The organism is Nitrospirillum guanabarense, assembly GCF_034653355.1.
In the GTDB taxonomy this organism is placed as follows: Bacteria; Pseudomonadota; Alphaproteobacteria; order Azospirillales; family Azospirillaceae; genus Nitrospirillum.
In genome coordinates, this window is sequence record NZ_JAYEER010000001.1 from 1,485,221 (window position 1) to 1,507,852 (window position 22,632).

At 67.0% G+C, this 22,632-nt stretch carries 22 protein-coding genes and 1 riboswitch; of the genes, 15 read left to right on the forward strand and 7 right to left on the reverse strand.

Going from position 1 to position 22,632, the window contains the following annotated elements; genetic code table 11:
* Positions 1-27: 27 nt before the first annotated feature.
* From UAA55_RS06205 to UAA55_RS06215, 3 genes are all read left to right on the forward strand, one after another.
* Positions 28-1,557 (forward strand): class I adenylate-forming enzyme family protein, encoded by a 1,530-nt coding sequence (locus UAA55_RS06205; protein ID WP_322951775.1) that lies wholly within the window; start codon positions 28-30, stop codon positions 1,555-1,557.
* Entirely contained in the window at positions 1,554-2,324 is a 771-nt protein-coding gene (locus UAA55_RS06210) for a MaoC family dehydratase (protein WP_322951776.1), read from the forward strand. The genes UAA55_RS06205 and UAA55_RS06210 overlap by 4 nt, the downstream gene beginning before the upstream one ends.
* Positions 2,325-2,366: 42 nt before the next feature.
* A riboswitch (SAM-I-IV-variant riboswitch) is annotated at positions 2,367-2,491 on the forward strand.
* Positions 2,492-2,540: 49 nt separating this feature from the next.
* Positions 2,541-2,903 (forward strand): hypothetical protein, encoded by a 363-nt coding sequence (locus UAA55_RS06215; protein ID WP_322951777.1) that lies wholly within the window; start codon positions 2,541-2,543, stop codon positions 2,901-2,903.
* A gap of 1 nt (position 2,904) precedes the next feature.
* Here UAA55_RS06215 and UAA55_RS06220 read toward each other — a convergent pair whose 3' ends face one another.
* The 4 genes from UAA55_RS06220 to UAA55_RS06235 form a co-directional block, all read right to left on the reverse strand.
* Entirely contained in the window at positions 2,905-4,236 is a 1,332-nt protein-coding gene (locus tag UAA55_RS06220; protein ID WP_322951778.1) for a TetR/AcrR family transcriptional regulator, read from the reverse strand.
* 135 nt (positions 4,237-4,371) lie between these two features.
* On the reverse strand, positions 4,372-5,010 hold the full coding sequence (locus UAA55_RS06225) for a cytochrome P460 family protein (RefSeq protein WP_322951779.1): 639 nt from the start codon (positions 5,008-5,010) through the stop codon (positions 4,372-4,374).
* Positions 5,011-5,039: 29 nt separating this feature from the next.
* Positions 5,040-6,047: a GlxA family transcriptional regulator gene (locus tag UAA55_RS06230; protein ID WP_322951780.1), complete on the reverse strand. Its 1,008-nt coding sequence runs from the start codon at positions 6,045-6,047 to the stop codon at positions 5,040-5,042.
* A gap of 143 nt (positions 6,048-6,190) precedes the next feature.
* On the reverse strand, positions 6,191-7,138 hold the full coding sequence (locus tag UAA55_RS06235) for an aldo/keto reductase (protein WP_322951781.1): 948 nt from the start codon (positions 7,136-7,138) through the stop codon (positions 6,191-6,193).
* Between the two features lie 326 nt (positions 7,139-7,464).
* On the opposite strand from UAA55_RS06235, the gene UAA55_RS06240 reads away from it, so the two are divergent.
* The gene (locus UAA55_RS06240) at positions 7,465-8,940 is read left to right on the forward strand and encodes a phosphotransferase family protein (protein ID WP_322951782.1); all 1,476 of its coding nucleotides are present in this window, start codon (positions 7,465-7,467) and stop codon (positions 8,938-8,940) included.
* A 33-nt stretch (positions 8,941-8,973) separates the two neighbouring features.
* Positions 8,974-9,726: a glycosyltransferase family 2 protein gene (locus UAA55_RS06245; protein ID WP_322951783.1), complete on the forward strand. Its 753-nt coding sequence runs from the start codon at positions 8,974-8,976 to the stop codon at positions 9,724-9,726.
* 11 nt (positions 9,727-9,737) lie between these two features.
* On the opposite strand, the gene UAA55_RS06250 is transcribed toward UAA55_RS06245, so the two are convergent.
* Positions 9,738-10,391 (reverse strand): DJ-1/PfpI family protein, encoded by a 654-nt coding sequence (locus UAA55_RS06250; RefSeq protein ID WP_322951784.1) that lies wholly within the window; start codon positions 10,389-10,391, stop codon positions 9,738-9,740.
* A gap of 142 nt (positions 10,392-10,533) precedes the next feature.
* On the opposite strand from UAA55_RS06250, the gene UAA55_RS06255 reads away from it, so the two are divergent.
* The 3 genes from UAA55_RS06255 (at position 10,534) to UAA55_RS06265 (ending at position 12,042) form a co-directional block, all read left to right on the forward strand.
* On the forward strand, positions 10,534-10,944 hold the full coding sequence (locus UAA55_RS06255) for a VOC family protein (RefSeq protein ID WP_322951785.1): 411 nt from the start codon (positions 10,534-10,536) through the stop codon (positions 10,942-10,944).
* A 284-nt stretch (positions 10,945-11,228) separates the two neighbouring features.
* On the forward strand, positions 11,229-11,699 hold the full coding sequence (locus UAA55_RS06260) for a hypothetical protein (protein ID WP_322951786.1): 471 nt from the start codon (positions 11,229-11,231) through the stop codon (positions 11,697-11,699).
* Between the two features lie 22 nt (positions 11,700-11,721).
* A complete protein-coding gene (locus tag UAA55_RS06265) occupies positions 11,722-12,042 on the forward strand; it encodes a hypothetical protein (protein WP_322951787.1) in 321 nt (106 codons plus the stop codon).
* A gap of 1 nt (position 12,043) precedes the next feature.
* On the opposite strand, the gene UAA55_RS06270 is transcribed toward UAA55_RS06265, so the two are convergent.
* Complete coding sequence (locus UAA55_RS06270; RefSeq protein WP_322951788.1) at positions 12,044-12,634, reverse strand: TetR/AcrR family transcriptional regulator; 591 nt, start codon at positions 12,632-12,634, stop codon at positions 12,044-12,046.
* Between the two features lie 193 nt (positions 12,635-12,827).
* Between UAA55_RS06270 and UAA55_RS06275 the strand changes: the two genes are divergently transcribed.
* The 5 genes from UAA55_RS06275 to UAA55_RS06295 are packed head-to-tail and all read left to right on the forward strand — an operon-like array spanning position 12,828 to position 19,443.
* A complete protein-coding gene (locus tag UAA55_RS06275; protein WP_322951789.1) occupies positions 12,828-14,006 on the forward strand; it encodes an isovaleryl-CoA dehydrogenase in 1,179 nt (392 codons plus the stop codon).
* Between the two features lie 59 nt (positions 14,007-14,065).
* Positions 14,066-15,688 (forward strand): carboxyl transferase domain-containing protein, encoded by a 1,623-nt coding sequence (locus UAA55_RS06280; RefSeq protein ID WP_322951790.1) that lies wholly within the window; start codon positions 14,066-14,068, stop codon positions 15,686-15,688.
* 10 nt (positions 15,689-15,698) lie between these two features.
* Positions 15,699-16,496 carry an enoyl-CoA hydratase/isomerase family protein gene (locus UAA55_RS06285; RefSeq protein WP_322951791.1) on the forward strand — a complete coding sequence of 266 codons (798 nt, stop codon included), beginning with the start codon at positions 15,699-15,701 and terminating at the stop codon, positions 16,494-16,496.
* Positions 16,496-18,544, forward strand: a complete 2,049-nt coding sequence (locus UAA55_RS06290) for an acetyl/propionyl/methylcrotonyl-CoA carboxylase subunit alpha (RefSeq protein WP_322951792.1) — start codon at positions 16,496-16,498, stop codon at positions 18,542-18,544. The genes UAA55_RS06285 and UAA55_RS06290 overlap by 1 nt, the downstream gene beginning before the upstream one ends.
* Positions 18,541-19,443, forward strand: coding sequence for a hydroxymethylglutaryl-CoA lyase (locus UAA55_RS06295; protein ID WP_322951793.1), 903 nt, complete (start codon positions 18,541-18,543; stop codon positions 19,441-19,443). Before UAA55_RS06290 ends, UAA55_RS06295 begins: the two co-directional genes overlap by 4 nt.
* A 7-nt stretch (positions 19,444-19,450) precedes the next feature.
* Here UAA55_RS06295 and UAA55_RS06300 read toward each other — a convergent pair whose 3' ends face one another.
* Positions 19,451-20,347: a LysR family transcriptional regulator gene (locus tag UAA55_RS06300; RefSeq protein WP_322951794.1), complete on the reverse strand. Its 897-nt coding sequence runs from the start codon at positions 20,345-20,347 to the stop codon at positions 19,451-19,453.
* A gap of 47 nt (positions 20,348-20,394) precedes the next feature.
* Here UAA55_RS06300 and UAA55_RS06305 point away from each other — a divergent pair, with 47 nt between their 5' ends.
* Both UAA55_RS06305 and tcuC read left to right on the forward strand, forming a co-directional pair.
* Positions 20,395-21,264 carry a substrate-binding domain-containing protein gene (locus UAA55_RS06305; protein WP_322951795.1) on the forward strand — a complete coding sequence of 290 codons (870 nt, stop codon included), beginning with the start codon at positions 20,395-20,397 and terminating at the stop codon, positions 21,262-21,264.
* Between the two features lie 11 nt (positions 21,265-21,275).
* Positions 21,276-22,574, forward strand: coding sequence for an MFS transporter (gene tcuC / locus UAA55_RS06310; RefSeq protein WP_322951796.1), 1,299 nt, complete (start codon positions 21,276-21,278; stop codon positions 22,572-22,574).
* Positions 22,575-22,632: the final 58 nt, after the last annotated feature.

Sequence of the window (22,632 nt, forward strand, 5' to 3'; positions counted from 1 at the left end):
TGAAGGCCGTTGCGTAACCGGAACAGGATGGAAGGGGGCTATCGGCGCCTGATCATGTGGGATCTGTTCGACCTGACGGCGCAACGCGCCCGGCTGTCGCCGGACCGCAAGGCCCTGGTGGACCTGACCACCGGCGGGGTTCTGACCTACGCCGATCTGGACGACCGCGCCGCCCGTGTGGCCAGCTTGTTGGCCGCCCTGGGCGCTGGGCCCAGCGACCGGGTGGCGGTGCTGTGCCGCAACCGGCCGGACTTCTTCGTGCTGCTGTTCGCCTGCGCCAAGCTGGGCAGCCTGCTGGTGCCGCTGAACTGGCGCATGCCGGCGGCGGAACTGGCCCATGTCCTGGCGGATTGCCAGCCCCGGCTGCTGTTCCATGGGGGTGAGGACAGGGGGACGGCCCGGGCCTTGACCAGCGGGCTTGTCCTGGTCGACCTGGACGATGGTTTCCAGGGCCAAGTGGCGGCCCAGTCGCCACTGGCGTCGCGCGAGGTCTGGCCGGCCGACGATACCTGGTATCTGCTCTACACCTCCGGCACCACCGGCGAACCCAAGGCCGTGCTTTACACCTACGGCATGGCCATGGCGAATTACGTCAACCTGCGTCAGGGCGTGGATCTGTCGGAAAATGACCGCACCCTGAACTACTTGCCCCTGTTCCATACCGCCGGCATCAATCTGCACACCCTGCCGCTGCTGATGGCCGGGGGCGAGGTGCTGGTGCAGGCGGGCTTCGACGCCGGCACCGTGCTGGACCTGATCGCCCAAGGCCGCATCACCACCTTCTTCGGTGTACCCACCGTTTATCGCCAGTTGGCCTTGCATCCCCGTTTCAAGGACACCGACCTTGGCACCGTGCGGCGCTGGGCCTGCGGCGGAGCGCCGTTGGAGGACGCGCTGGCCCGCCGCTTCATTGAGCGCGGCGCCCGTGTGTGCAATGGCATGGGCATGACGGAGACGGGGCCCACCTTGTTCCTGAACGACCCTACCGGCGCCGCCACCAAGGTGGGATCCATCGGTAAGCCGCAAATCCTCTGCCGCGTGCGCGTGGTGGACGGGGCGGGGCGGGACGTGCCTGACGGGCAGGTGGGGGAGGTTTGGGTCAAGGGCGCCGCCGTCACCCCCGGCTATTGGCGCCAACCGGCGGCGACGGCCGCCGCCTTCTCTCCTGACGGCTGGCTGCGCACCGGCGACCTCGTGCGCCAGGACGCCGACGGCTATTACTATCCCGCCGGCCGGCTGAAGGAGATGTTCATCTCGGGCGGGGAGAACGTCTATCCGGTGGAGGTGGAGAACGCCTTGCTGCGCCATCCCGGCGTGCTGGAGGTGGCGGTGGTCGCCGTGCCCGACCCGGTGTGGGGAGAGGTGGGCCACGCCCATGTCCGCGCCCAGCCCGGCACCGACATCGACGGTTTGGCCCGGCATTGCCGTGGCCTTCTGGCCGGCTACAAGGTGCCGCGCCGGTTCGTGCTGGTGGATGATTTTCCCCGCACCGCCGCCGGCAAGATCCAGAAACATCGTCTGGTGGCGCCGCCGCCCGGCCTGGACCTGGCCTCGTGATCCTCACCCGCACCCTGACCCAGGACGATTTCCGCGCCTTCGCCCGGCTGTCCGGCGACGACAACCCCATCCATGTGGACCCGGACCACGCGGCCCGTACCCGCTTCGGCCGTCCCGTGGCCCATGGCGCCTTGCTGTGCGCCCTGCTGCGTGGCCTGGCCGCCGACGCGCAGCCCGGCCAGCCGCTGGCCCGCCTGGCTGTGACCTTCCCGGAGCCCGCGTACGCGGACGAGGCGTTGACCTTCCGCGCCGATCCGCAAGACGGCGCCCAGGTGCGCCTGCTGGCCCAGCGGCGGGAGGACGGCCAGGTCGTGTGCGACGGGATGGCGACCCTGGCGCCGCTGGGACCGGATGGGGACTGGCGCAAGCCGCCGCCGGGCGCCGCCGCCCACGTCACCCGTCTGTACGCCGACCAAGATCTGGCGCTTTATGAGCGCCTGACCGGCCATCGCCTGCGCGAGCCGCTGGTGCTGAGCCTCTTCTCCTTCCTGTTGGGCGTCCGCCTGCCGGGACCGGGCACCAACTACCTGAAGCAAGACACGGTGTTCTGGCGCCGCGTGCCCTTGGATGCGGCGCTGTTCGCCACCGCGACCATCACCCGCCTGCGGCCCGAAAAGCGGCTGGTGGACCTGGCAACGGTCTGCCGCATTCATGACAGCGGGCGGGACGGCGATATCGTCGCCACCGGCCGCGCCCTGGTGCTGGCGCCGCACTGGACGCCGGAGGACTGGACCAGGCATGCCCAATTGGCCGCTTGCCAGACCTGACGGTTGGGCGTATCCACAAGCCCGCCGGTGCTCGTGCCGGCACTGTTGCATCAGGAGCGGGGCCGGCGTCCCGCACCAACCTGCCAGCCCAGGCAAGGTGGTTTCCGCGTTTGCGCGGAGATGTGGCGGCCCCCGGTTTGCGGGCGGCGGCAACCAAGTGGGTCGCAGCGTATGGTCGCGTCATGCCGGGTCCGCTCCGTTTGGAGTGGACATTCCGTGCATATTCCCGCCGCTTTTCCGCTAAGCACGCCCGGTACCGTTACGCAGGCGGAAGAAGATCCGCCGACACCGGCCCCGGTTCTGGGCACCGCGCCGGGCGTCACCAGCCATCCGGGGGACACCGTGCATCTACTGCGGGAAGAGCGCATGCCCCTCGCCAGCGTACCGGACTGTGTCGCCCGCACCTACGCCGTCGTCCACCGCCGTCACGGCGTGTACACCCATATCTACACGGTGCTGGAAAGCCGGCAGCATGTGCGCCGGGTGACCCATTTGCGGCGGGTCCTGGTCGGCGAACAACTGGCCGCCGCCCGCGCCTGGGTTCTGGCCGGCCGCCATCTGGGACGCCTGGCCTTTTAAGTCAGGTCTTGGGCATCGCCGGCTGCAGGTAGCGCATCAGGACGATCATCTCGGCGGCGTAGCCGTCGACATCGGGGCCGTCGACACCGGGCGGGTCGTCCATGGCGTGCAGGATCTGCGCGCGGCCCTGCATCCAGGTGGAGACGATCTGTGCCTGGAAGGGGGAAAGGGAGGATTGTGGCCCCACCACATAATTCAGCGCCGCGCGGATGCGGGAGCCCCGGCCCTGGCGGAAGGCCAGGTACAACGGCACCAGGCTGGGGTCGCGGCAGGCTTCCAGCGCGAAGTCGCCCATGGCGTGGGTAGTGTTGCGGCCGGCGATGCGACCGCCCTCCACCGGGGTCAGCATGTGGTCGGCCACGGCCCGCAGGAAAGCGCCCAATGGTGGCGGCTCGCGGTGCATCGTGGGGATTTCCCGCCGCAGTTCCTCATGGATGAACTGGAAGGCGCGACGGATGATGTCGCCGCGGGAGCGGAAATAATACGTGGTGGAGGAGAGCGAGACGCCCGCCCGCTGCGCCACCGCGCGGTGGGTCACGGCGGCCACGCCCTGGTCGATGATGGTGGCGACGGCGGCGGCGACGATGCGCTGCTCCGTCTCGCCCACCGGCTCCGCGCCCTCATCGCCGCCGCCGGGTGGCCGCCGCAGGCGCTGGTGCCACAGGGCGCCAAGGCTTTCCTCCGGGTCGCACAGATGGCGGATGTTCTCCACCACCGACAGGGCGAAGCCCGAGGCGCCGCCGGCCACCAGCAGGGTGGAGCGGTCGCCCACCAGATAGTGGGTCATGATGTCGGCGATATGGGCGGGCAGCCCGGCCAGTGCGAACAGGTCGCGATGGCGGCCCCGTCGCTCCTCATACCAGCGGGCCAGTATGCGGCGGAGGGCGGGGGTGTGGCGGGCCTGGTGGATCAGCTCATACCACACCAGTTCGATGGTGCCCTGGCGGGACGACAAATCCAGCGCCTGCACCACCAGCGCGTCGGCCAGGGCGGAGACAGGCAGGCCGTCATCGCCCAGCGACGCGCGGAACTGTTGCCACGCCTGGCGGTCACGCTCCGCCGCCGCCAGGAATACGGCCTGGGTCAAGCTGTCCTTGTCGCCCAGGTGGTAAGGGACGGCGCTGGTGGACAGGCCGGCGGCCGCGGCCAGGTTGCGGACACTGAGCGCCTTCAGCCCGCCCTGGGCCAGCAGGGTGTGCGCTTGGTCGATCAGCCGTTCCCGCGTACCATCCGGGGGCCGGGCCGCCGTGCGGGATGGGGTCGCCCCTCCCGGCGCCAGCGGTGTGGCATCGGGCGGGGACGGGACGACGGGGGTGATCAGGCCGGACTTCATGACCGCGCTTTTATCTGCCGAAGCGCACTGATAGTCCATCCCCGACACGACGGCAATGATCCCGTGTCACAATACGTCACAACTGAACTAAAGAAGGGGCGCCCCCTGCCGGATGCGGCCGGCAGCAGGCTCCGCCTAATGTTTTTCGGCCAAATAGGCGGCGCTGAGGGTTTTTTTGTCGGCCGCGACCGGGAAGAGGGTCGGATAGAATTGCACGAAAGTGGTGTCCACCGCGCCGTGGTCCCGATGGCAGCTATAGCAACTCTGCTCCACCGGCAACTGTTCGGCGGGCGGCGGTGTCGCCTTGTCCGTGTCGAAGGAGTAGAAGCCCCAGCCGTCGTTGTGGAACCGCGCCGTGTCCTTCACATGGACCTCCAGCCCCATGACGTCCGGCGTCTGGAAATGGCCCGATTTGTTGATGGAGCCTTTGTCCGCCGCCCCGCGCACTTCCAGCACGAAGGTGGTTTTCTCCGGCCAGGTGCCCGTCTGTTTGAAGGCCAGATAGGCCTCGCGGTTCACGAAGACGTTGTCGAACATGGAATGGCCCATGCGCATGGCCGGGCCGTAGGCCATGTCCAGGCCGGTTGTGACGTAGACCCATTCGCGGTAGTCGGCGGGGAAGGTCAGCCGGTCGTCCTTGTCGAACTGTGGGACGAAGGGTGCCGGCCCGTCGGCGGCGATGGAGAGGCGGGCGGGGGCCAGCAACAGGGCCGCCGACAGGCAAAGCAGGGGCATCGCCGCCACATAGCGGCGGGCAGGAAGAAACCAGGCCATGGGGCCCTCCGGTGGTTAAGGGGGATGGGTCAGCCGGTGCCGGCTGGGGAAAAATGCGCCTGATATTGGCTGGGGGAGACGCCGTAGCGCTGGCGAAAGGCCCTGCGGAAGGCGTCGGCGCTGCGGAAGCCGATGGCGGAGGCCAGCGTGTCCACGCTCACGCCCGGCTGCACCAGGCGGCGGCAGGCCTCGCCCAGGCGCAGGTCGGTGACATAGTCGGCGGGCGGACGGCCCAGGGCGGCGGTGAAGCGGCGGCGGAACTGCCGGGGGCTGAGGTTCACGCGCGTCGCCAGCTCCTCCACCGACAAGTCGCGGTCCAGATTGCCCAGCATCCAGGCCGACAGGTCGGCGAAGCGGTCGGCCGCGCGGCTTTGAAACCGCAGGGGTTCGGAGAACTGCGCCTGGCCGCCCGGGCGCTTCACGAACACCACCAGTTCCCGGGCCGTCGCCAGGGCCAGGGCCGGCCCGTGGTCCTCTTCCACCAGCGATAGGGCGAGGTCGATGCCGGCGGTGACGCCGGCCGCGGTGTAAAAGGGACCGTCCTTCAGGAACAGGGCGTCGTCGCAGACGCGCAGCGCCGGGAATTTGCGGGCCAAGTCGCCGGCGTGGCGCCAGTGGGTGGTGACGCGGCGGCCATCCATCAGGCCGCTGGCCGCCAGGCCGTAGATGCCGGTGCACACGCTGGCCACGCGGCGGAAGCGATGGGCGTTGCCCGCCAGCCACCGGGCCACGGCGGCATTGGTCGCGGGCTCGCGCAGGCCCTTGCCGCCGGCGATGATCAGGGTGTCCAGGTCCGGCACGTCGCCGGCCGCCAGGCTGTGCGCCGGGGTGAAGGTCAGGCCGGACTCGCTGGTGAAGGGCCCTGCCTTCACGCCCAGCGGCACGACGCGATAGGGCCGTTTCCCCGGCGCCATCTCGGCCTCGCCCCATTCCGCCAGGTCGGCGGCATTGGCGAAGACCTCGGCCGAACCGGTCACGTCCAGGGCGTTGACGTCGTCATAGCCCAGAATTCCGATGCCTGCCGGTGCCCGCGTCATTCCCCGTCCCCCTCATCGCGCCACCCTTCCGGCCGGCCGCGTCATGGGGGCAGTATCGGCCGGGCGCGTGCCGGGCGGAAGGACATCCACCCGACACTATCGGCCACGACCGGTGGCACCATGCTGAATGGCACCATGCCTTTTCAGGGGACTTCATGGCCCTGGCTGGCCTCCAGGATCTGGAACCAGTGCTGGCGTGGCATCTTCAGCTGGGCGGCCTGCGTATAGGCGTGCACCCGGTCCAGGCGCGTGGTGCCCAGCACCGGCACCGGGCGCGACGGGTGGCGCATCAGCCAGGCCAGCGCGACCGTACCGGGATCGCCGACGCCCATCTCCGCTCCCACGGCCTCCAGCGCCGCCAGCGTGCGGCGCGCCTGTTCCGTGGCGCCGGTGAATAGGCCGCCGCCGCCCAGGGGCGACCAGGCCATGGGCCGCATGCGCAGTTCCAGCGCCTGGTCCAGGGTGCCGTCGAACAGCGGCGACAGGTTGGTGACGGAGAATTCGATCTGGTTGGTCACCAGCGGCCGGCCCAGGCGGGACTGCAGCAGCCGCACCTGCGATGGGTTGTGATTGGACACGCCGACATGCCGCACCACGCCCGAGCGCAGCAGCCGGTCCAGCGCGTCGGCGGTGTTGTCCGGGTTCATCAGCGGGTCAGGCCGGTGCAGCAGCAGCAAGTCGACGTAGTCCGTGCCCAGATCGCGCAGCGACTGTTCCACCGAGGCGATGATGTGGTCGCCGCAGGTGTTGTAGTGCTTCACCACATGGCCCGGCCGCTGGGGCGATAGCAGGGCGATGTCGCACTTGGTGACCAGCTGCAGGGCGGAGCGCTTGCCGCCCCATTCCTTCAGCGCCTGGCCGAACAGCGCCTCCGCCCCGTAATCGCCGTAAATGTCGGCATGATCGAAGCTGCTGATGCCCAGTTCCAGGCATCCGTCCAGGAAGCGGGCAAGCTTTGCCGGTGTGCCGGTTTCTTCCCCCTCGCGTGAGCGCCAGGCGCCCCAGACCAGCGGCGACAGTCGCGGGCCTTCGGCGTGCAGGCAGCTCTGGGCGTCGGGAACGGGCGGGGTGTGGGTGGGGGTGCCAGGCATGGATCAGGATCCGGTTCTGAGATGGGGAATGGAAACCGTATGGAAACCGTCTGGAGTAGGGGACGTCCTTGCCGTCCCGTCCGTCCTGCGCCGATCTTCGACCTCTCCAGGGACCGCCGTCGAGTGGAAAACGTCAAGCCCGCGCCTTATGCCGCGCCCACCATCCCTCCCGGCGACCGCAGGTGGGGCGCCACCCGGACGCCCTCTATCAGGAAGGGTGGGGCCGGCCCCTTGCGCCCGCGCCGAGGCTCCTGGCACAATCCATGCATTCTTGTCAGGCCATGCGTCGTCCACACCGGCGGTGCCGGTATCGAGGAGGGATCGCGATGGGCCTGACCATACTGTTCGATGACAGCCGCCGGGTTCCCGACGACATCCTGGGCATGACCGGCGTGGGCAGCTTCGGCGGCCTTATCCACGGCCGTCGCACCCTGCTTCGCCATGTGCAAGAGGCCGCGCAGGAGGCGGGCTTACCCCCACCCGTGGTGGCGACCACCCGCACCGCCCTGGATGAGGCGGCGGAGCGGGCGGGCGCGGCCCCGGCATCCACCCAGTTCCTGCTGTTCCCCGCCAACCTGGCCGCCATCGGCCCGCGCGGCCAACTGACCCAGTTGCTGAAGACCCTGGCCCAACTGTCGGGCAACCAAGCCTGGCCGGTACGCACCGCCGTCGACTGGACGGGACTGGTGCTGGTGGAACAGCGCCTGGCCGAGGGGGCTTTGAGCGCCTTGGCCCAGGGCCGCCTGCGCGAATTCGTGGCCCGCCGGCGCAAGGACTTCACCCTGCCGGAGCAGGCGGACCTGGGCCTGATCGATTTGCGCGATCCGGCCCAATTTGTGGCCTTCCTGGCCAATAATTTCGACGCCCGCCACTTCAACTCCATCAGCGACGGGCCGGACTACACCCTGGTGAAGCGCTCACGCGACCGGGCCAAGCTGCGGCGGGAGTTCGAGTATTACGGCCTGCTGCCGGCGCAGCAGCGCATCTTCTTCGTCCAGCCCTTCGACTTCCAGGACGACGGCGACACCGCCAGCTACCGCATGGAACGCCTGCTGATCGCCGACATGGGCATCCAATGGGTACACGGCACCATGACCCCGGCGGAGTTCGGCCTGTTCCTGGACCGGGTGTTCAGCTACGTCACCCAGCGCCCGGCGCGCCGCGTCGGCCGGCCGGAGGGCAGGGCCGTCATGGACCGCCTCTACCGCGACAAGGTGATGGAGCGGGTGGCCCTGCTGAAAAGCCTGCCGGCCTATGGCGATCTGGCGCCCCTGCTGGCCCGCGCCGTGGGCGGCATCGACGCCCTGACGGAACGGTATCTGGCCGCCTATGAGCGCTTGCGGGACCGCTTCCCGGCCGACCGGCTGGTGGTGGGCCACGGCGACCTATGCTTCTCCAACATCCTCTATTCCAAGGCCACGCAACTGCTGCGCTTCATCGATCCGCGCGGCGTGGAGTTGGCCGATGAGTTGTACACCGATCCCTATTACGACCTGGCCAAGCTGTCCCATTCCATCTTGGGTGGCTACGACTTCGTCAACAGCGGGCAATACGAGGTGGCGCTGGGCGCCGACCTGGGCCTGACCCTGGCCAGCAACGCCGGGGAGCGCGCCTGGGCGCAAGCGCTGTTCCGTGACCGGCTGGCCCAGGCGGGCTTCGACCCGCTGCTGGTGCGGCTGTGCGAAGCCTCGCTGTTCATCAGCATGGCGCCCTTGCACATCGATGTGCCGAAGAAGATTTTAGGCTTCGCCCTGACCGCCCGCTCCATCCTGGAAGAGATCGAGCAGGCGACCGCCGCTTGAAGCCAATCCGCTTGATGGAAGGTCCGCGTGCCCATGTCCACTGCTGCCCCGCCCACGGTCATCATCACCATGGCGGGCATGGGCCAGCGCTTCCGCGACGCCGGCTACACCGTGCCCAAGTACCGGATCGAGGCGCACGGCCGCACGCTGTTCGCCTGGTCCATGCTCAGCCTGCGCTCCTTCATCCAGGCAGGATCGCCCTTCATCTTCGTGGCCCTGCGGCAGGATGGGGCGGAGGATTTCATTCGTGAGCAAGCCGCCGCCCTGGGCATCCGCGACGTGTCCTTGGTCGAACTGGACGCGCTGACCGATGGCCAGGCCACCAGCGCCCTGGCGGCCCGGGACGCGGTGGCCCACCCCGACCGACCCATGCTGGTCTACAACATCGACACCCATGTCGATCCCGCCCACCTGCCGGCCGATGCCGTGCGCGGCGACGGCTGGGTTCCCTGCTTTCCCGGACCCGGGGCGGCCTGGAGCTTCGCCCGCGCCGATGAGAGCGGCCGCGTCGCAGAGCTGAGGGAGAAGGAGCGCATCTCCGACGACGCCACCGTCGGGCTCTACTGGTTCTCCTCCTTCACCCTTTACGCCCGGTCCTATGCCGAGTTCTTCGCCAACCCGGCCAACATGGCGAAGGGGGAGAAGTACATCGCCCCCCTTTACAACCACCTGATCCGGGCGGGCTTGCCCGTCTACCTGCACCGCATGCCGTTCACGGCGGTGGTGCCCCTGGGCACGCCGGCGGAGGTGGCGCGCTTCCTGGAGGCGACGCCGCCGGCGTGTTGAAGGGGGAGGGCTCAGGCGCTGGGCACGGGCCCGGGCGGAACGTGGATTGGCGACAGATTGCAGGTGGTGGCGATCGGGATGGAGGTGTGGACGGGCGGCTTCGGATAGTACTGGGTGATGAGTTGGACATCCTGGGCCGTCTTCGTACCCTCCAGGATTTCGATCAGCCTCAGGGCCTCGTCCAGGCCGGAGGATACGCCACCGCCCGTCAAGCGGTTGCCGTCCTCATGGTAACGCGGATGCCCGGGGACGACCTTCACCTTGGGAAAGGCCTTGAAACAGGGAATGGTTTGCCAGTGGGTGGTGGCCTCATACCCGTCCAGCAAACCCGCCGCGGCCAGAAGCAGGGAGCCCTCGCAGACCGAGGCGACGATACGAGCGTTCTCGGCCTTGGCGATCAGGAAATCCAGATAGGTGCGCCGGGGATCGTTCATTTCCCGTAGCACGGCTTTATCGGTGCCGCCGGGTACCCAAAGCACGTCATAGGGCCGTTTGGCGTCGGCAAAGCTGGTCTTCACATTGATGGACAGGTCGTTGTGGAAGACAATCGGGCCGGCTTCCGCCGAGGTCAACTCCACGTCGATTCCCGCCCAACGGAACATGTCGTACGGGCCGGTGACGTCCAAAATCTCGGCGTCTTTAAAAACCGGAATGCCGATCAGCATGCTTCATCCCTCCCTGCCCGAAAGTGTGCACGCTGGCATTTCATTTAAAGAAACACAACCTTTGATACCGCTTTCCGCTGGCTGTGCCGGGCGGGCGAGGCGGGGCATACTGTCCTCTCCCTTCCGGCTGAGGTGCCCAGCGATGACCGCCACCGTCACCCCCTTCCTCATGTTCAATCCGGTCGATGGGCAAGCCCAGGCCGACAGGGCCTTGGCCCTTTACGCCGCGGCCTTTCCGGACATGGAGGTGCTGGAGATGGCCCGCTACGGAGCCGAAGGCCCTGCCGTGCCGGGCAACGTGCAGAAGGCCCGCTTTCGCATCGGCACGCAGCAGGTGCTGTGCATCGACAGCCCCATCACCCACGCCTTCACCTTCACGCCGTCGCTGTCCCTGTTCGTGACCTTCACCGACACGGCCGCGCTGGATCACGCCTTCAACACGCTGTCGGAGGGCGGCGGCATCCTCATGCCGCTGGCGGCATATCCCTTCAGCCCGCGCTATGCTTGGCTTACAGATCGGTTTGGGGTGTCGTGGCAGGTGAGTTTGGCATAAGCCGCTATGACGACCATAAAAAACCAATCACTGAATTTATCTTACAGGTCTCTGTCAATGCCTGCAATCAAATGCATAGCAAGCGGAGTGGCGTGGGGGCAGCGATACCGCCCGCCAAGGTGGTATGATGCCGTATTTTGAAATATTATTACGGAAACACTAAATAATATTATCAACCAATAAGGGTTGAAAGGCATAGAGAATCTCGTTATTTTAAAAATCCTTAAAGAGCTGCTAAGTATTTTACTGGGCCTGATCCATTCCTTCCCTGCTAATGGAGCACAATGATGGTACAGCCTTTCAAAATTTCCTCTCAGGGCTTTCACCAAGAATTGATCGACCGTGCAATTAAGGTTGCAGAGCGTAAAGGTATAATTTTTACTAAAGAAAGTGCCGAGGAAATTCGATCATTTGCACTAGCTGAAGCTGATCGGGTGGTCGGTGCTCAGGGAAGTTCCGGGGATTTGGTGGAGCAAAGTGCCGGTGGGCGAGATGATCACGTAGGATTTCACGACCTCCTTAATCTTCCAGGAAGCTGGAAATCATTAGATTTATTTGGTTTATCTTTGAGAATAATGAACGAGATTGTTGAGATGTCAAAGAAAATCCAAATACGAATGGGAACTGATAGCTTTACGTATATCGAAGTCAATAATAGTAATCACATCGCTATATCGACTGACGCAATACGGGAAGCCATTCGCAATTTATGCCGACGTCTTGGGAATCCGTGGCCTCTATGTCCAGCCCCCTGAGCCAAATATTCAGACGGCGGCCATGACTGATTTACGTCATAAATCCATCGATATTGCCATTGAGCTATGCAAGCAGATTATCACGCTTTCGAGCGCGGTGATCGGCTTGTCTGCTGGCATATTGAAAGATGCGAAAACACCTACGATCACTCTGATCGCCGCATCGTTCTGCGCGATTATATCCATCGTTCTTGGTTTGGTATTTCTTATGTCGATGGTTACAGAAATAGAAAAAAATTATGATTCCATAGATATTTACAAGAAAAATATAACCATACCGGCAAGCATTCAGGTGGTGTTCTTTATACTCTGTCTGATTTTTCTAATCATTTATATTCTCTAAATCATACCAGCACTCCGCCCAGGATCATGTCCTGGTGCAGTTGCAGCAGTTCCTCCTCGCCCATGCGGCCGGCGGGGTTGTACCAGGTGCAGACGCCGGTCAGCATGGCCAGGATGGCGTAGGCGGTCACCGGCGGGTCGGTGCGCTTGAACTGGCCGGCGGCCATGCCGTCCTCGAGGATGGCGACCAGCAGGCGCTCGTAATCGCGGCGCATGGCCAGGATGGCCGTGCGGTTCTCCCCCTCCAGGCTGCGCAATTCGGACCCGCCGATGAACACCTCATCCGTGCGGCGGATGTGGTAGGAGACGTGGAAACGGATGAAGCGCCGCAGCCGGTCCAGGGGATCGGCCGCCCCCTCCAGCGCCGTGGCCACCTCGGCCGACAGGGCCACCATGTGGTCGCGGATAAGGATGAACAGCAGTTCCTGTTTCGACTGGATGTAGTTGTACATCGAGCCGGGTTGGATGCCGACCTCCTGCCCAAGCTGGCGCAGGGTGATGGCCTCATAGCCATGCTGCCGGATCAGGCGCAGGCCCGCCGCGCGTATCGCCTCCATCGTCTTGGGCCCGCGTGAGCCCACCGTCCGCACCATGCCGAAAAATCCAATTCCTGATGTTTCCGGGGCTTAGGGCCGCCGGCGCCCGCGACTTTTCAGCCTGCCGCTGGCAGCCGTCAAGATCACGCCCCATTTGGTCCCTAAATCACCCTTGCGGCCCGCTCGAAAGAAACGTATGACCGTTTGTAAATAAGCAATCTCACATTCCCTGAGGGAGGACAAGCCCGCCATGTCGATCTCCGCCGCGTTCCCCACCATGGATTTTGGCCTCGGCGAAACCGCCGATATGCTGCGCGACGCCGTGGCGTCCTTCTCGGCGGCCGAGATCGCCCCGCGCGCGGCGGAGATCGACCGCACGGACCAGTTTCCCATGGACCTGTGGCGCAAGCTGGGCGATCTGGGCGTGCTGGGCGTGACGGTGGAGGAGGAGTACGGCGGGGCGGCCATGGGCTATGTCGAGCACATGGTGGCGATGGAGGAGATCAGCCGGGCCTCGGCCTCGGTCGGCCTCAGCTACGGCGCCCATTCCAACCTGTGCGTCAACCAGATCCGCCTGAACGGCCGGCCCGAGCAGAAGACCCGCTACCTGCCCAAGCTGATCTCGGGCGAGCATGTCGGCGCCCTGGCCATGAGCGAGCCCGGCGCCGGCTCCGACGTCGTGTCCATGAAGCTGAAGGCGGAGCGCCGGGGCGACCGCTACGTCCTGAACGGCACCAAGATGTGGATCACCAACGGCCCCGACGCCGACACCCTGGTGGTCTACGCCAAGACCGATCCGTCGGCAGGCCCCAAGGGCATCACCGCCTTCCTGATCGAGAAGGGCTTCAAGGGCTTCTCCTGCGCGCAGAAGCTGGACAAGCTGGGCATGCGCGGCAGCCACACCGGCGAACTGGTGTTCGAGGACTGCGAGGTGCCGGAGGAGAACATCCTGGGTCAGCTGGGCGGCGGCGTCCGCGTGCTGATGAGCGGCCTGGACTATGAGCGCGCCGTGCTGGCCGCCGGCCCCCTGGGCATCATGCAGGCCTGCCTGGACGTGGTGGTGCCCTACATCCATGACCGGGAGCAGTTCGGCCAGCCCATCGGTGAGTTCCAGTTCATCCAGGGCAAGGTCGCGGACATGTACGTGGCCCTGAACTCCGCCCGCGCCTACGTCTATGCCGTGGGCCGCGCGGCCGACGCCAAGAAGATCACCCGCAAGGACGCGGCCGGGGCCATCCTGCTGGCGGCGGAAAGCGCCACCAAATGCGCGCTGGACGCCATCCAGATCCTGGGCGGCAACGGCTACATCAACGAATACGCCACCGGCCGCCTGCTGCGCGACGCCAAGCTGTATGAGATCGGCGCCGGCACCTCGGAGATCCGCCGCATGCTGATCGGCCGGGAACTGTTCCGCGAAAGCGCCACCTGACCGGCGCATCGGACCGCCGACCTCATCTGCCTGAGACAACAAGGGGGAACACCCGCGTCATGCCCCAGCTGATTTCCCAGATCGACACCCGCGCCGCCGCCTTCGCCGACAATGTCGCGGCCATGCGCGCCCTGGTCGACGACCTGCACACCACCGTCACCGGCATCAAGCAGGGCGGGGGTGAGAAGGCACGGGCCAAGCACCTGTCGCGCGGCAAGCTGCTGCCCCGTGACCGGGTGCGCCACCTGCTGGACCCGGGCAGCCCCTGGCTGGAGTTCTCGCAGCTGGCCGCCCACGGCGTCTATGACGACGTGGTGCCGGCCGCCGGTATCCTGACCGGTATCGGCCGCGTCTCCGGCACCGAGTGCGTGGTGGTGGCCAACGACGCCACGGTCAAGGGCGGCACCTACTACCCCCTGACGGTGAAGAAGCACCTGCGGGCACAGGAGATCGCGCGGGAGAACAACCTGCCGTGCGTCTATCTGGTGGACAGCGGCGGCGCCAACCTGCCCAACCAGGATGAGGTGTTTCCCGACCGCGACCATTTCGGCCGCATCTTCTACAACCAGGCCACCATGTCGGCGGCCGGCATCCCCCAGATCGCCGTGGTCATGGGCAGCTGCACGGCCGGCGGCGCCTATGTCCCGGCCATGGCGGACAAGTCCATCATCGTCCGCAACCAGGGCACCATCTTCCTCGGCGGCCCGCCCCTGGTGAAGGCCGCCACCGGCGAGGTGGTGAGTGCCGAGGATCTGGGCGGTGCCGACGTGCACAGCCGCACCAGCGGCGTCACCGATCATCTGGCCCAGAACGACGCGCACGCCTTGGCCATCGCCCGCCGCATCGTCGGCAACCTGAACCGCGTGAAGGCGCCGGCCCTGGCCCTGCGCGAGCCGGTTGCGCCCAAGTACGCCGCCGAGGAAATCTACGGCATCATCCCCACCGACAGCCGCAAGCCCTTCGACGTGCGCGAGATCATCGCCCGCCTGGTCGATGGCTCCGAATTCGATGAGTTCAAGCAGCTGTACGGCGCCACCCTGGTCTGCGGCTTCGCCCACCTGTGGGGCTATCCCGTCGGCATCATCGCCAACAACGGCATCCTGTTCTCGGAAAGCGCGCTAAAGGGCGCGCACTTCATCGAGCTGTGCAATCAGCGCGGCATCCCGCTGATTTTCCTGCAGAACATCACCGGCTTCATGGTCGGGCAGAAGTATGAGAACGCCGGCATCGCCAAGGACGGCGCCAAGCTGGTGACGGCCGTGGCCTGCGCCAAGGTGCCGAAGTTCACCGTCATCATCGGCGGCAGCTTCGGCGCCGGCAATTACGGCATGTGCGGCCGGGGCTATTCCCCGCGTTTCCTCTACATGTGGCCCAACGCCCGCATCAGCGTCATGGGCGGAGAGCAGGCCGCCGGCGTGCTGGCCACGGTGAAGCGCGATGGCCTGGAAGCCCAGGGCAAGACCTGGAGTGCCGAGGAGGAGGAGGCGTTCAAGGCCCCCATCCGCGCCCAGTACGAACACCAGGGCCACCCCTATTATGCCAGCGCCCGCCTGTGGGATGACGGCATCATCGACCCGGCCGAGACGCGGATGGTGCTGGCGCTGTCCCTCTCCGCCGCCCTCAACGCAGCCCCTGACGTCAATAGGGGGGAGCCCACCACCTACGGCGTCTTCCGGATGTGAGATCAAGATCATGACCGATGTTCTTGCCACAGTGGATCAAGCCGGGACCGCCACCGTCACCCTGGACCGGCCGGCCCTGCACAATGCCTTCAACGAGGGCGTGATCGCCGAGCTGACCCAGCTGTTCGACCAGCTGGGCCGCGATCCGGACGTGCGCGTCATCCTGTTGAAGGGCAACGGCCCCAGCTTCTCCGCCGGGGCCGACCTGGACTGGATGCGGCGCATGGCGGGCTACAGCCGCGACCAGAACCACGCCGACGCGCTGGGCCTGGCCACCATGCTGCGCACCCTGAACCGCTGCCCCAAGCCCACCATCGCCGTGGTGCACGGGGCGGCCTTCGGCGGCGGCGTGGGCTTGGTGGCCTGCTGCGACATCGCCGTCGCGGCCGAAAGCGCCACCTTCTGCCTGTCGGAGGTCAAGCTGGGCCTGATCCCGGCCACCATCGGCCCCTATGTCGTGGCCGCGATGGGCGAGCGTGCCTGCCGCCGCTATTTCCTGACGGCGGAGCGCTTCAGCGCGGCGGAGGCCCAGGCGGCGGGCCTGGTGCACCAGGTGGTGCCGGCCGACCAGCTGGACGAGGCCGTCGCCACGCTGGTGAAGCGCCTGGGCGAGGGCGGACCCGTCGCCCAGGCGGCCGCCAAGCAACTGGTCTTCGACTGCGCCAACCAGCCGGTGACCGATGCGCTGATCAGCGACACGGCGGAACGCATCGCCCGCATCCGGGCCAGTGACGAGGGGCGGGAGGGCGTTTCCGCCTTCCTGGAAAAGCGCAAGGCCGCCTGGGTCCAGCCTGCAGGGGACAAGTGATGATCGATACGCTGCTGATCGCCAACCGCGGTGAAATCGCCTGCCGCATCATCCGCACGGCCCGCCGCCTGGGCATCCGCACCGTCGCCGTCTATTCCGACGCCGACGCGGGTGCGCTGCATGTGGCCATGGCGGATGAGGCGGTGCGCATCGGCGCCGCCCCCGCCCGCGACAGCTACCTGCGCATGGACGCCATCCTGGACGCGGCCGCCCGCACCGGCGCCCAGGCCATCCACCCCGGCTATGGCTTCCTGTCGGAAAACGCCGGCTTCGCCGAGGCCTGCGCCGCCGCGGACCTGATCTTCGTGGGCCCGCCGGCCAGCGCGATCCGCGCCATGGGCGGCAAGTCCGAGGCCAAGGCCCTGATGGAAACCGCCGGCGTCCCCTTGGTGCCCGGCTATCATGGGGAGGAGCAGAACAGCGGCGTGCTGGCGGCGGAGGCGGCCCGCATCGGCTTCCCCGTGCTGATCAAGGCCTCGGCCGGCGGCGGCGGCAAGGGCATGAAGGTCGCCACCTCGGCCGAGGACTTCCATGAACAGCTGGCCTCCGCCAAGCGCGAGGCACAGGCCGCCTTCGGCAATGACCGGGTGCTGATCGAGAAGTACCTGGGCCGGCCGCGCCACGTGGAAATCCAGGTCTTCGCCGACGGCCACGGCAACTGCGTCTACCTGTTCGAGCGCGACTGCTCCATCCAGCGCCGCCACCAGAAGGTGGTGGAGGAGGCGCCGGCGCCCAACCTGCCGCTGGAGCTGCGGCAGGAGATGGGGGCGGCGGCCGTGGCGGCGGCCAAGGCCATCGGCTATGTCGGCGCCGGCACGGTAGAATTTTTGCTGGACCCTGTGGAAACGGGCGGCGACGGCCGTTTCTACTTCATGGAGATGAACACCCGCCTGCAGGTGGAACATCCGGTGACGGAGTACATCACCGGCCAGGACCTGGTGGAGTGGCAGCTACGCGTGGCGGCCGGCGGCACCCTGCCGCTGAGCCAGGACCAGCTGGCGGTCAATGGCCACGCCATCGAGGTGCGCCTGTACGCCGAGGACCCGGACAAGGGTTTCCTGCCCCAGACCGGCGCCCTGTCGCACCTGCGCTTCCCCGAGGCCGGTCCCCACATCCGCGTGGACACCGGCGTGCGCCAGGGTGACGCCATCTCCATCCATTACGACCCCATGATCGCCAAGCTGATCGTGTGGGACGTGGACCGGCCCGCCGCCGTGCGGCGTTTGCGCCAGGCGCTGGCGGCGACGGAGGTGGGCGGCCTGGCGGCCAACATCCCCTTCCTGGCATCCATCGCCGGCCATGCGGCCTTCCTGGAGGCCGACCTGGACACCCGCTTCATCGAGCGGCACCAGGCCGACCTTCTGCCCCCGCCGGCCGCCCCCTCGGGTGACGTCCTGGCCCTGGCGGCCCTGGGCGTGCTGCTGGAGCGCAAGGCGGAGACGATGGCCGCTGCCGCCCGAACCAATGACCCGTGGAGCCCTTGGGCCACGGGCGACAGTTGGCGCCTGAACGACGCCGTGCCGGAGATCCTGACCTTCACCGACGGGCGTGATGGTGGTGAGCCGCAGGAGGTGCGGGCCTGCCGCCGGCGTGACGGCGGCTTCGACATCACCCTGCCCAATGGCGACGAACTGCCGGGCCACGCCCGTTTTGAGCCCGATAACGCTCACGGGGGCGGCCGCCTGGTGGCCGAGGTCGGCGGGCGCCGCCTGACGGCCGGCTGGTCGCGCCGGCGGCGGGAACTGGACCTGTTCCGTCCCGGCCGGCACCACCGCCTGACCCTGATCGACCCGCTGGACGTGGGCGCGGTCGATGCCGGCGGTGGCGGGCGCCTAGTGGCGCCCATGCCCGGCAAGGTCATCGCCGTGCTGGTGGCGGCGGGCGATCGCGTGGAAAAGGGCCAGGGCCTGGTGGTGCTGGAAGCCATGAAGATGGAACACACCATCAAGGCGCAGGGCCCCGGTACGGTGGAGGCCGTGCGCTACGCCGTGGGCGACCAGGTGCCGGACGGCGCCGAACTGATCATCGTGAAGGGGGATGAGGCATGAGCGGCGCCGCTGTGAGGATCGTGGAGGTCGGCCCCCGCGACGGCCTGCAGAACGAGGCCGCGCTGGTGCCCACCGACACCAAGGTGGCGCTGATCGACCGCCTGTCGGCCACGGGCCTGCCGGTGGTGGAGGCCGGGGCCTTCGTCTCGCCCAAATGGGTGCCGCAGATGGCCGATACCGCCGAGGTGCTGGCTCGTATCCAGCGGATGGCGGGTGTCGGCTATCCTGTGCTGGTGCCCAATGAGCGCGGCCTCACCCAGGCGCTGGCGGCCGGCGTGACGGAGGTCGCCGTCTTCGCCGCCGCGTCGGAGGCATTCTCCCAGCGCAACATCAACTGTTCCATCGCCGAAAGCCTGGATCGCTTCGCCCCCGTGACGCGCCTGGCGCGGGATAACGGCGTCGCCGTGCGCGGCTATGTCTCTTGCGTGCTGGGCTGCCCGTATGAGGGCGCGATCGACCCGGCCAAGGTGGCGGAAGTCTCCGCCCGCCTGGTGGAACTGGGCTGCGCCGAAATCTCCCTCGGCGACACCATCGGCGTGGGCACGCCGGCCAAGGCCGCGGCGTTGATCCGCCGCGTGGCGGAAGAGGTGCCGGTGACCCAGCTGGCCGCGCATTTCCACGACACCTACGGCCAGGCGCTGGCCAACCTGCTGGCCTGCCTGGACGAGGGCATCCGGGTCATCGACAGCTCCGTCGCCGGTCTCGGCGGCTGCCCTTACGCCAAGGGCGCCACCGGCAACGTGGCGACGGAGGACGTGGTCTACATGCTGGAAGGGCAGGGCCTGTCCACCGGCGTGGACCTGGATGCGCTATCGGCCATCGGCGGCTGGATCTCCGACGCCATCGGCCGCCCCAACGCCAGCCGCGCCGGTCGCGCCCTGCTGGCCAAGGCGGGCTGAGGTACCGTTATTCGCCGATCTTTCGCAAGATCAGGTCGTGAAGGGCGGACGCCGGCTGGCTTAGCCGCGTCCCGGCGCGGGTGACCAGGCCCAAGGTGCGGCTGAGTTCAGGGTCCCGCATCGGTATGCCCACCAGCCCCGGATAGGCGTTGTTGGCCAGGGCCAGCGCGGGCAGCACCGCCACCCCCAGCCCGGCAGACACAAGGCCCAGCGCCCCGGCGACATGGTTGGCCTCATAATGGATGGTGGGCCGCCGCGGCAGGCCGGCCAGCACGTTTTCGATCAGGATACGGTTGCCGCTGTTCAGCGAGACGGCGATCAGCCGCTCCGTTTCCAGGCTGGTCCAAGGGGCCGCCGGCGCCGTTGCCAGCGGATGGTCCTGACGCACCGCCAGCACATAGGGTTCGCTGCGGATGGGGATGAAATCCACCTCCGCGTTCTGGGCGCCCAGGAAATTGATGCCGATATCGGCCTCGCCCTCCATCACGGCGTCCAGCACCTTGCCGGCGCTTTCATCGATGATGCGGATCCGCACCCCCGGATGGGTTTGGGCGTAAAGGCGCAGGATGTCGGGCAACACATGGTTGGCCACGGAGGGCACGCAGGCCACCGTCACCAGTTGCTTGGCCCGGCTGGCGCGCGCCACCATGCTCGCGCGCGCTAGTTCCAGCTCTTCCAGGATGACGACGGCGTGGTTCAGGAATTGGCGACCGGCCTCCGTCAGTTCCACCTTGCGCGTCGTGCGCCGCAGCAGACGCATCTCCAGCGCCGCCTCCAGCTTCTCCACCCGCCGGCTCAGCGCGGGTTGCGACAGGTGCAGCCTGTCCGCCGCCGCACGGAAGTTCAGCGTCTGCGCCACCGTGACGAAGGCCAGCACCTCCCCAAACTCGAAATCCAGCCGCATGCCACGCGCTCCAATTGATGCGTCATCATTATTAATTGAGAAGATAAATGCAATTCCTGTCCGGTCGCCGGCATTCCACAATGGCGGCGATATTAAAACCGGAGGAGACGGTGATGGCCGGAAGTGTCCCGCGTTCCGCGGGCGGCGTCATGTCGCGTGCGTTCGCCCTGCTGCTGGCGTTGTCGCCGTTGCCGGCCAGCGCTGCGGAACTGCATGTCGCCAGCTCCGGTGGCTTCGCCGCCGCGTACAAGGCCCTGGCGCCGGAATTCGAAAAACGCACCGGGCATACGCTGGTGTCCGTATGGGGCCCGTCCATGGGGGACACGCCGGAGGCCATCCCCAATCGGCTGCGCCAGCATCAGGATATCGATGTCGTCATCATGGTGGGTGACAGCCTTGAAACGCTGGTGCGGGCCGGGCAGGTGATGGATCTGGACCACAAGGTCCTGGCCCTGTCCAAGATCGGCCTGGCCGTGAAGGCCGGCGCGTCCCATCCGGACATCTCGACCGTCGCGGCTTTGAAACAGGTACTGCTGGACGCCAAGTCGGTCGCCTATTCGGACAGCGCCAGCGGTGTCTTCCTTTCCACCGTTCTGTTCGACCGCCTGGGCATCGCCGACGCCATGAAAGGCAAGGCGCGGATGATCCCGGCGGAGCCGGTCGGCAACGTCGTCGCCCGCGGCGAAGCGGAGATCGGCTTCCAGCAAATCAGTGAATTATTGCCGCTGTCCGGCATTGATATCGTCGGGCCCCTGCCCGACGAGGCTCAGAAGGTGACGCCGTTTTCCATCGGCATCGTCGCCGGAACGCGGGAGACGCAGGCGGCCGAGGACTTGATCGCGTTCCTGTCCTCGCCGGACGCGGCGTCGCTGATCACCAAATCCGGGCTGGTGCCCGCCACTGCCGCCCCCCGCTAAGGATCGCCCACATGCCAAGTTCCAACGTCAAGCAGCCGTCCAGGCTGGCCACGGTGCTGCGCGTCACCAGTGGCAACTTCCTGGAAATGTTCGACTTCTTCCTTTACGGATTCTACGCCCCCTACATTGCGAGCACCTTCTTCCCCAGCGGTGACGACTACGCCTCGCTGATGCTGACCTTCGCCACCTTTGGGGCTGGATTCCTGATGCGGCCGGTGGGTGCCGTCATTCTGGGCAGCTACATCGACAGGATCGGGCGCCGCAAGGGTCTGGTGCTGACGCTGGCCATCATGGCCCTGGGCACGGTGCTGATCGCCTTCGTGCCGGGTTACGCCAGCATCGGACTGCTGGCCCCCGCCCTGGTGCTGATCGGCCGCCTGCTGCAGGGCTTTTCCGCCGGGGTGGAGATGGGCGGCGTCTCGGTCTACCTGTCGGAAATGGCCACGCCGGGCCGCAAGGGCTTTTACGTCAGCTGGCAATCCGCCAGCCAGCAGGCGGCGATCATGGCCGCCGCCCTCATCGGCTATGGGCTGAACCAGATCCTGACGTCGCAGCAGGTCCATGACTGGGCCTGGCGCATACCCTTCTTCATCGGCTGCCTGATCGTGCCGGTGATCTTCGTCATCCGCCGCTCGCTGGAGGAGACGGCGGAATTCCAGCACCGGCGGCATCGTCCCACCTTCCGTGACATCGTCCGGTCCATCGCCGCGAACTGGCGGCTGGTGCTGGCCGGCATGATGATGGTGGTGATGACGACGGTGTCCTTCTACCTCATCACCGTCTATGCGCCGACCTATGGCAAAAGCGTACTGAAGCTCGATGCCGGACAAAGCCTGCTGCTCACCTTCTGCGTCGGCCTGTCCAATTTCATCTGGCTGCCGGTGATGGGGGCGCTGTCCGACAAGGTGGGCCGCCGGCCTCTGCTGATGGCCTTTACCATCCTGGCCATGCTGACGGCGTATCCGGTGCTGAACTGGCTGGTCCATAACGTCAGCTTCGGCACCATGCTGGTGGCCGAGCTGTGGTTGTCCTTCCTCTACGCCAGTTACAATGCGGCGGCCCTTGTGGCCCTGACGGAGGTGATGCCCCCGGAGGTGCGGACGGTGGGGTTCTCGCTGGCCTACAGCCTGGCCACGGCGCTGTTCGGCGGTTTCACGCCGCTGGTGTCGACCTGGCTGATCGACATGACGGACGACAAGGCCGCGCCCGGCCTGTGGATGGCCGCCGCCGCCCTCTGTGGCCTGCTGTCGGTCTTCATGGTCTACCGGCGCGATACGCCGGCCGCGCGGATGCTGGCGGATACGCCATGACGTCAATACCTTGGACAAAGGCCTCGGGCGTTCCGAACCCATCTGGGCGCCATTGACA

Coding starts and splice junctions, on each gene's coding strand:
- UAA55_RS06290 (WP_322951792.1), top strand. CDS start 16,496: ATGATCGATACGCTGCTGATCGCCAACCGCGGTGAAATCGCCTGCCGC.
- UAA55_RS06255 (WP_322951785.1), top strand. CDS start 10,534: ATGACCGCCACCGTCACCCCCTTCCTCATGTTCAATCCGGTCGATGGG.
- UAA55_RS06230 (WP_322951780.1), bottom strand. CDS start 6,047: ATGACGCGGGCACCGGCAGGCATCGGAATTCTGGGCTATGACGACGTC.
- UAA55_RS06295 (WP_322951793.1), top strand. CDS start 18,541: ATGAGCGGCGCCGCTGTGAGGATCGTGGAGGTCGGCCCCCGCGACGGC.
- UAA55_RS06220 (WP_322951778.1), bottom strand. CDS start 4,236: ATGAAGTCCGGCCTGATCACCCCCGTCGTCCCGTCCCCGCCCGATGCC.
- UAA55_RS06275 (WP_322951789.1), top strand. CDS start 12,828: ATGTCGATCTCCGCCGCGTTCCCCACCATGGATTTTGGCCTCGGCGAA.
- UAA55_RS06250 (WP_322951784.1), bottom strand. CDS start 10,391: ATGCTGATCGGCATTCCGGTTTTTAAAGACGCCGAGATTTTGGACGTC.
- tcuC (WP_322951796.1), top strand. CDS start 21,276: ATGCCAAGTTCCAACGTCAAGCAGCCGTCCAGGCTGGCCACGGTGCTG.
- UAA55_RS06205 (WP_322951775.1), top strand. CDS start 28: ATGGAAGGGGGCTATCGGCGCCTGATCATGTGGGATCTGTTCGACCTG.
- UAA55_RS06305 (WP_322951795.1), top strand. CDS start 20,395: ATGCAATTCCTGTCCGGTCGCCGGCATTCCACAATGGCGGCGATATTA.
- UAA55_RS06240 (WP_322951782.1), top strand. CDS start 7,465: ATGGGCCTGACCATACTGTTCGATGACAGCCGCCGGGTTCCCGACGAC.
- UAA55_RS06260 (WP_322951786.1), top strand. CDS start 11,229: ATGATGGTACAGCCTTTCAAAATTTCCTCTCAGGGCTTTCACCAAGAA.
- UAA55_RS06285 (WP_322951791.1), top strand. CDS start 15,699: ATGACCGATGTTCTTGCCACAGTGGATCAAGCCGGGACCGCCACCGTC.
- UAA55_RS06265 (WP_322951787.1), top strand. CDS start 11,722: ATGACTGATTTACGTCATAAATCCATCGATATTGCCATTGAGCTATGC.
- UAA55_RS06280 (WP_322951790.1), top strand. CDS start 14,066: ATGCCCCAGCTGATTTCCCAGATCGACACCCGCGCCGCCGCCTTCGCC.
- UAA55_RS06225 (WP_322951779.1), bottom strand. CDS start 5,010: ATGGCCTGGTTTCTTCCTGCCCGCCGCTATGTGGCGGCGATGCCCCTG.
- UAA55_RS06270 (WP_322951788.1), bottom strand. CDS start 12,634: ATGGTGCGGACGGTGGGCTCACGCGGGCCCAAGACGATGGAGGCGATA.
- UAA55_RS06235 (WP_322951781.1), bottom strand. CDS start 7,138: ATGCCTGGCACCCCCACCCACACCCCGCCCGTTCCCGACGCCCAGAGC.
- UAA55_RS06245 (WP_322951783.1), top strand. CDS start 8,974: ATGTCCACTGCTGCCCCGCCCACGGTCATCATCACCATGGCGGGCATG.
- UAA55_RS06300 (WP_322951794.1), bottom strand. CDS start 20,347: ATGCGGCTGGATTTCGAGTTTGGGGAGGTGCTGGCCTTCGTCACGGTG.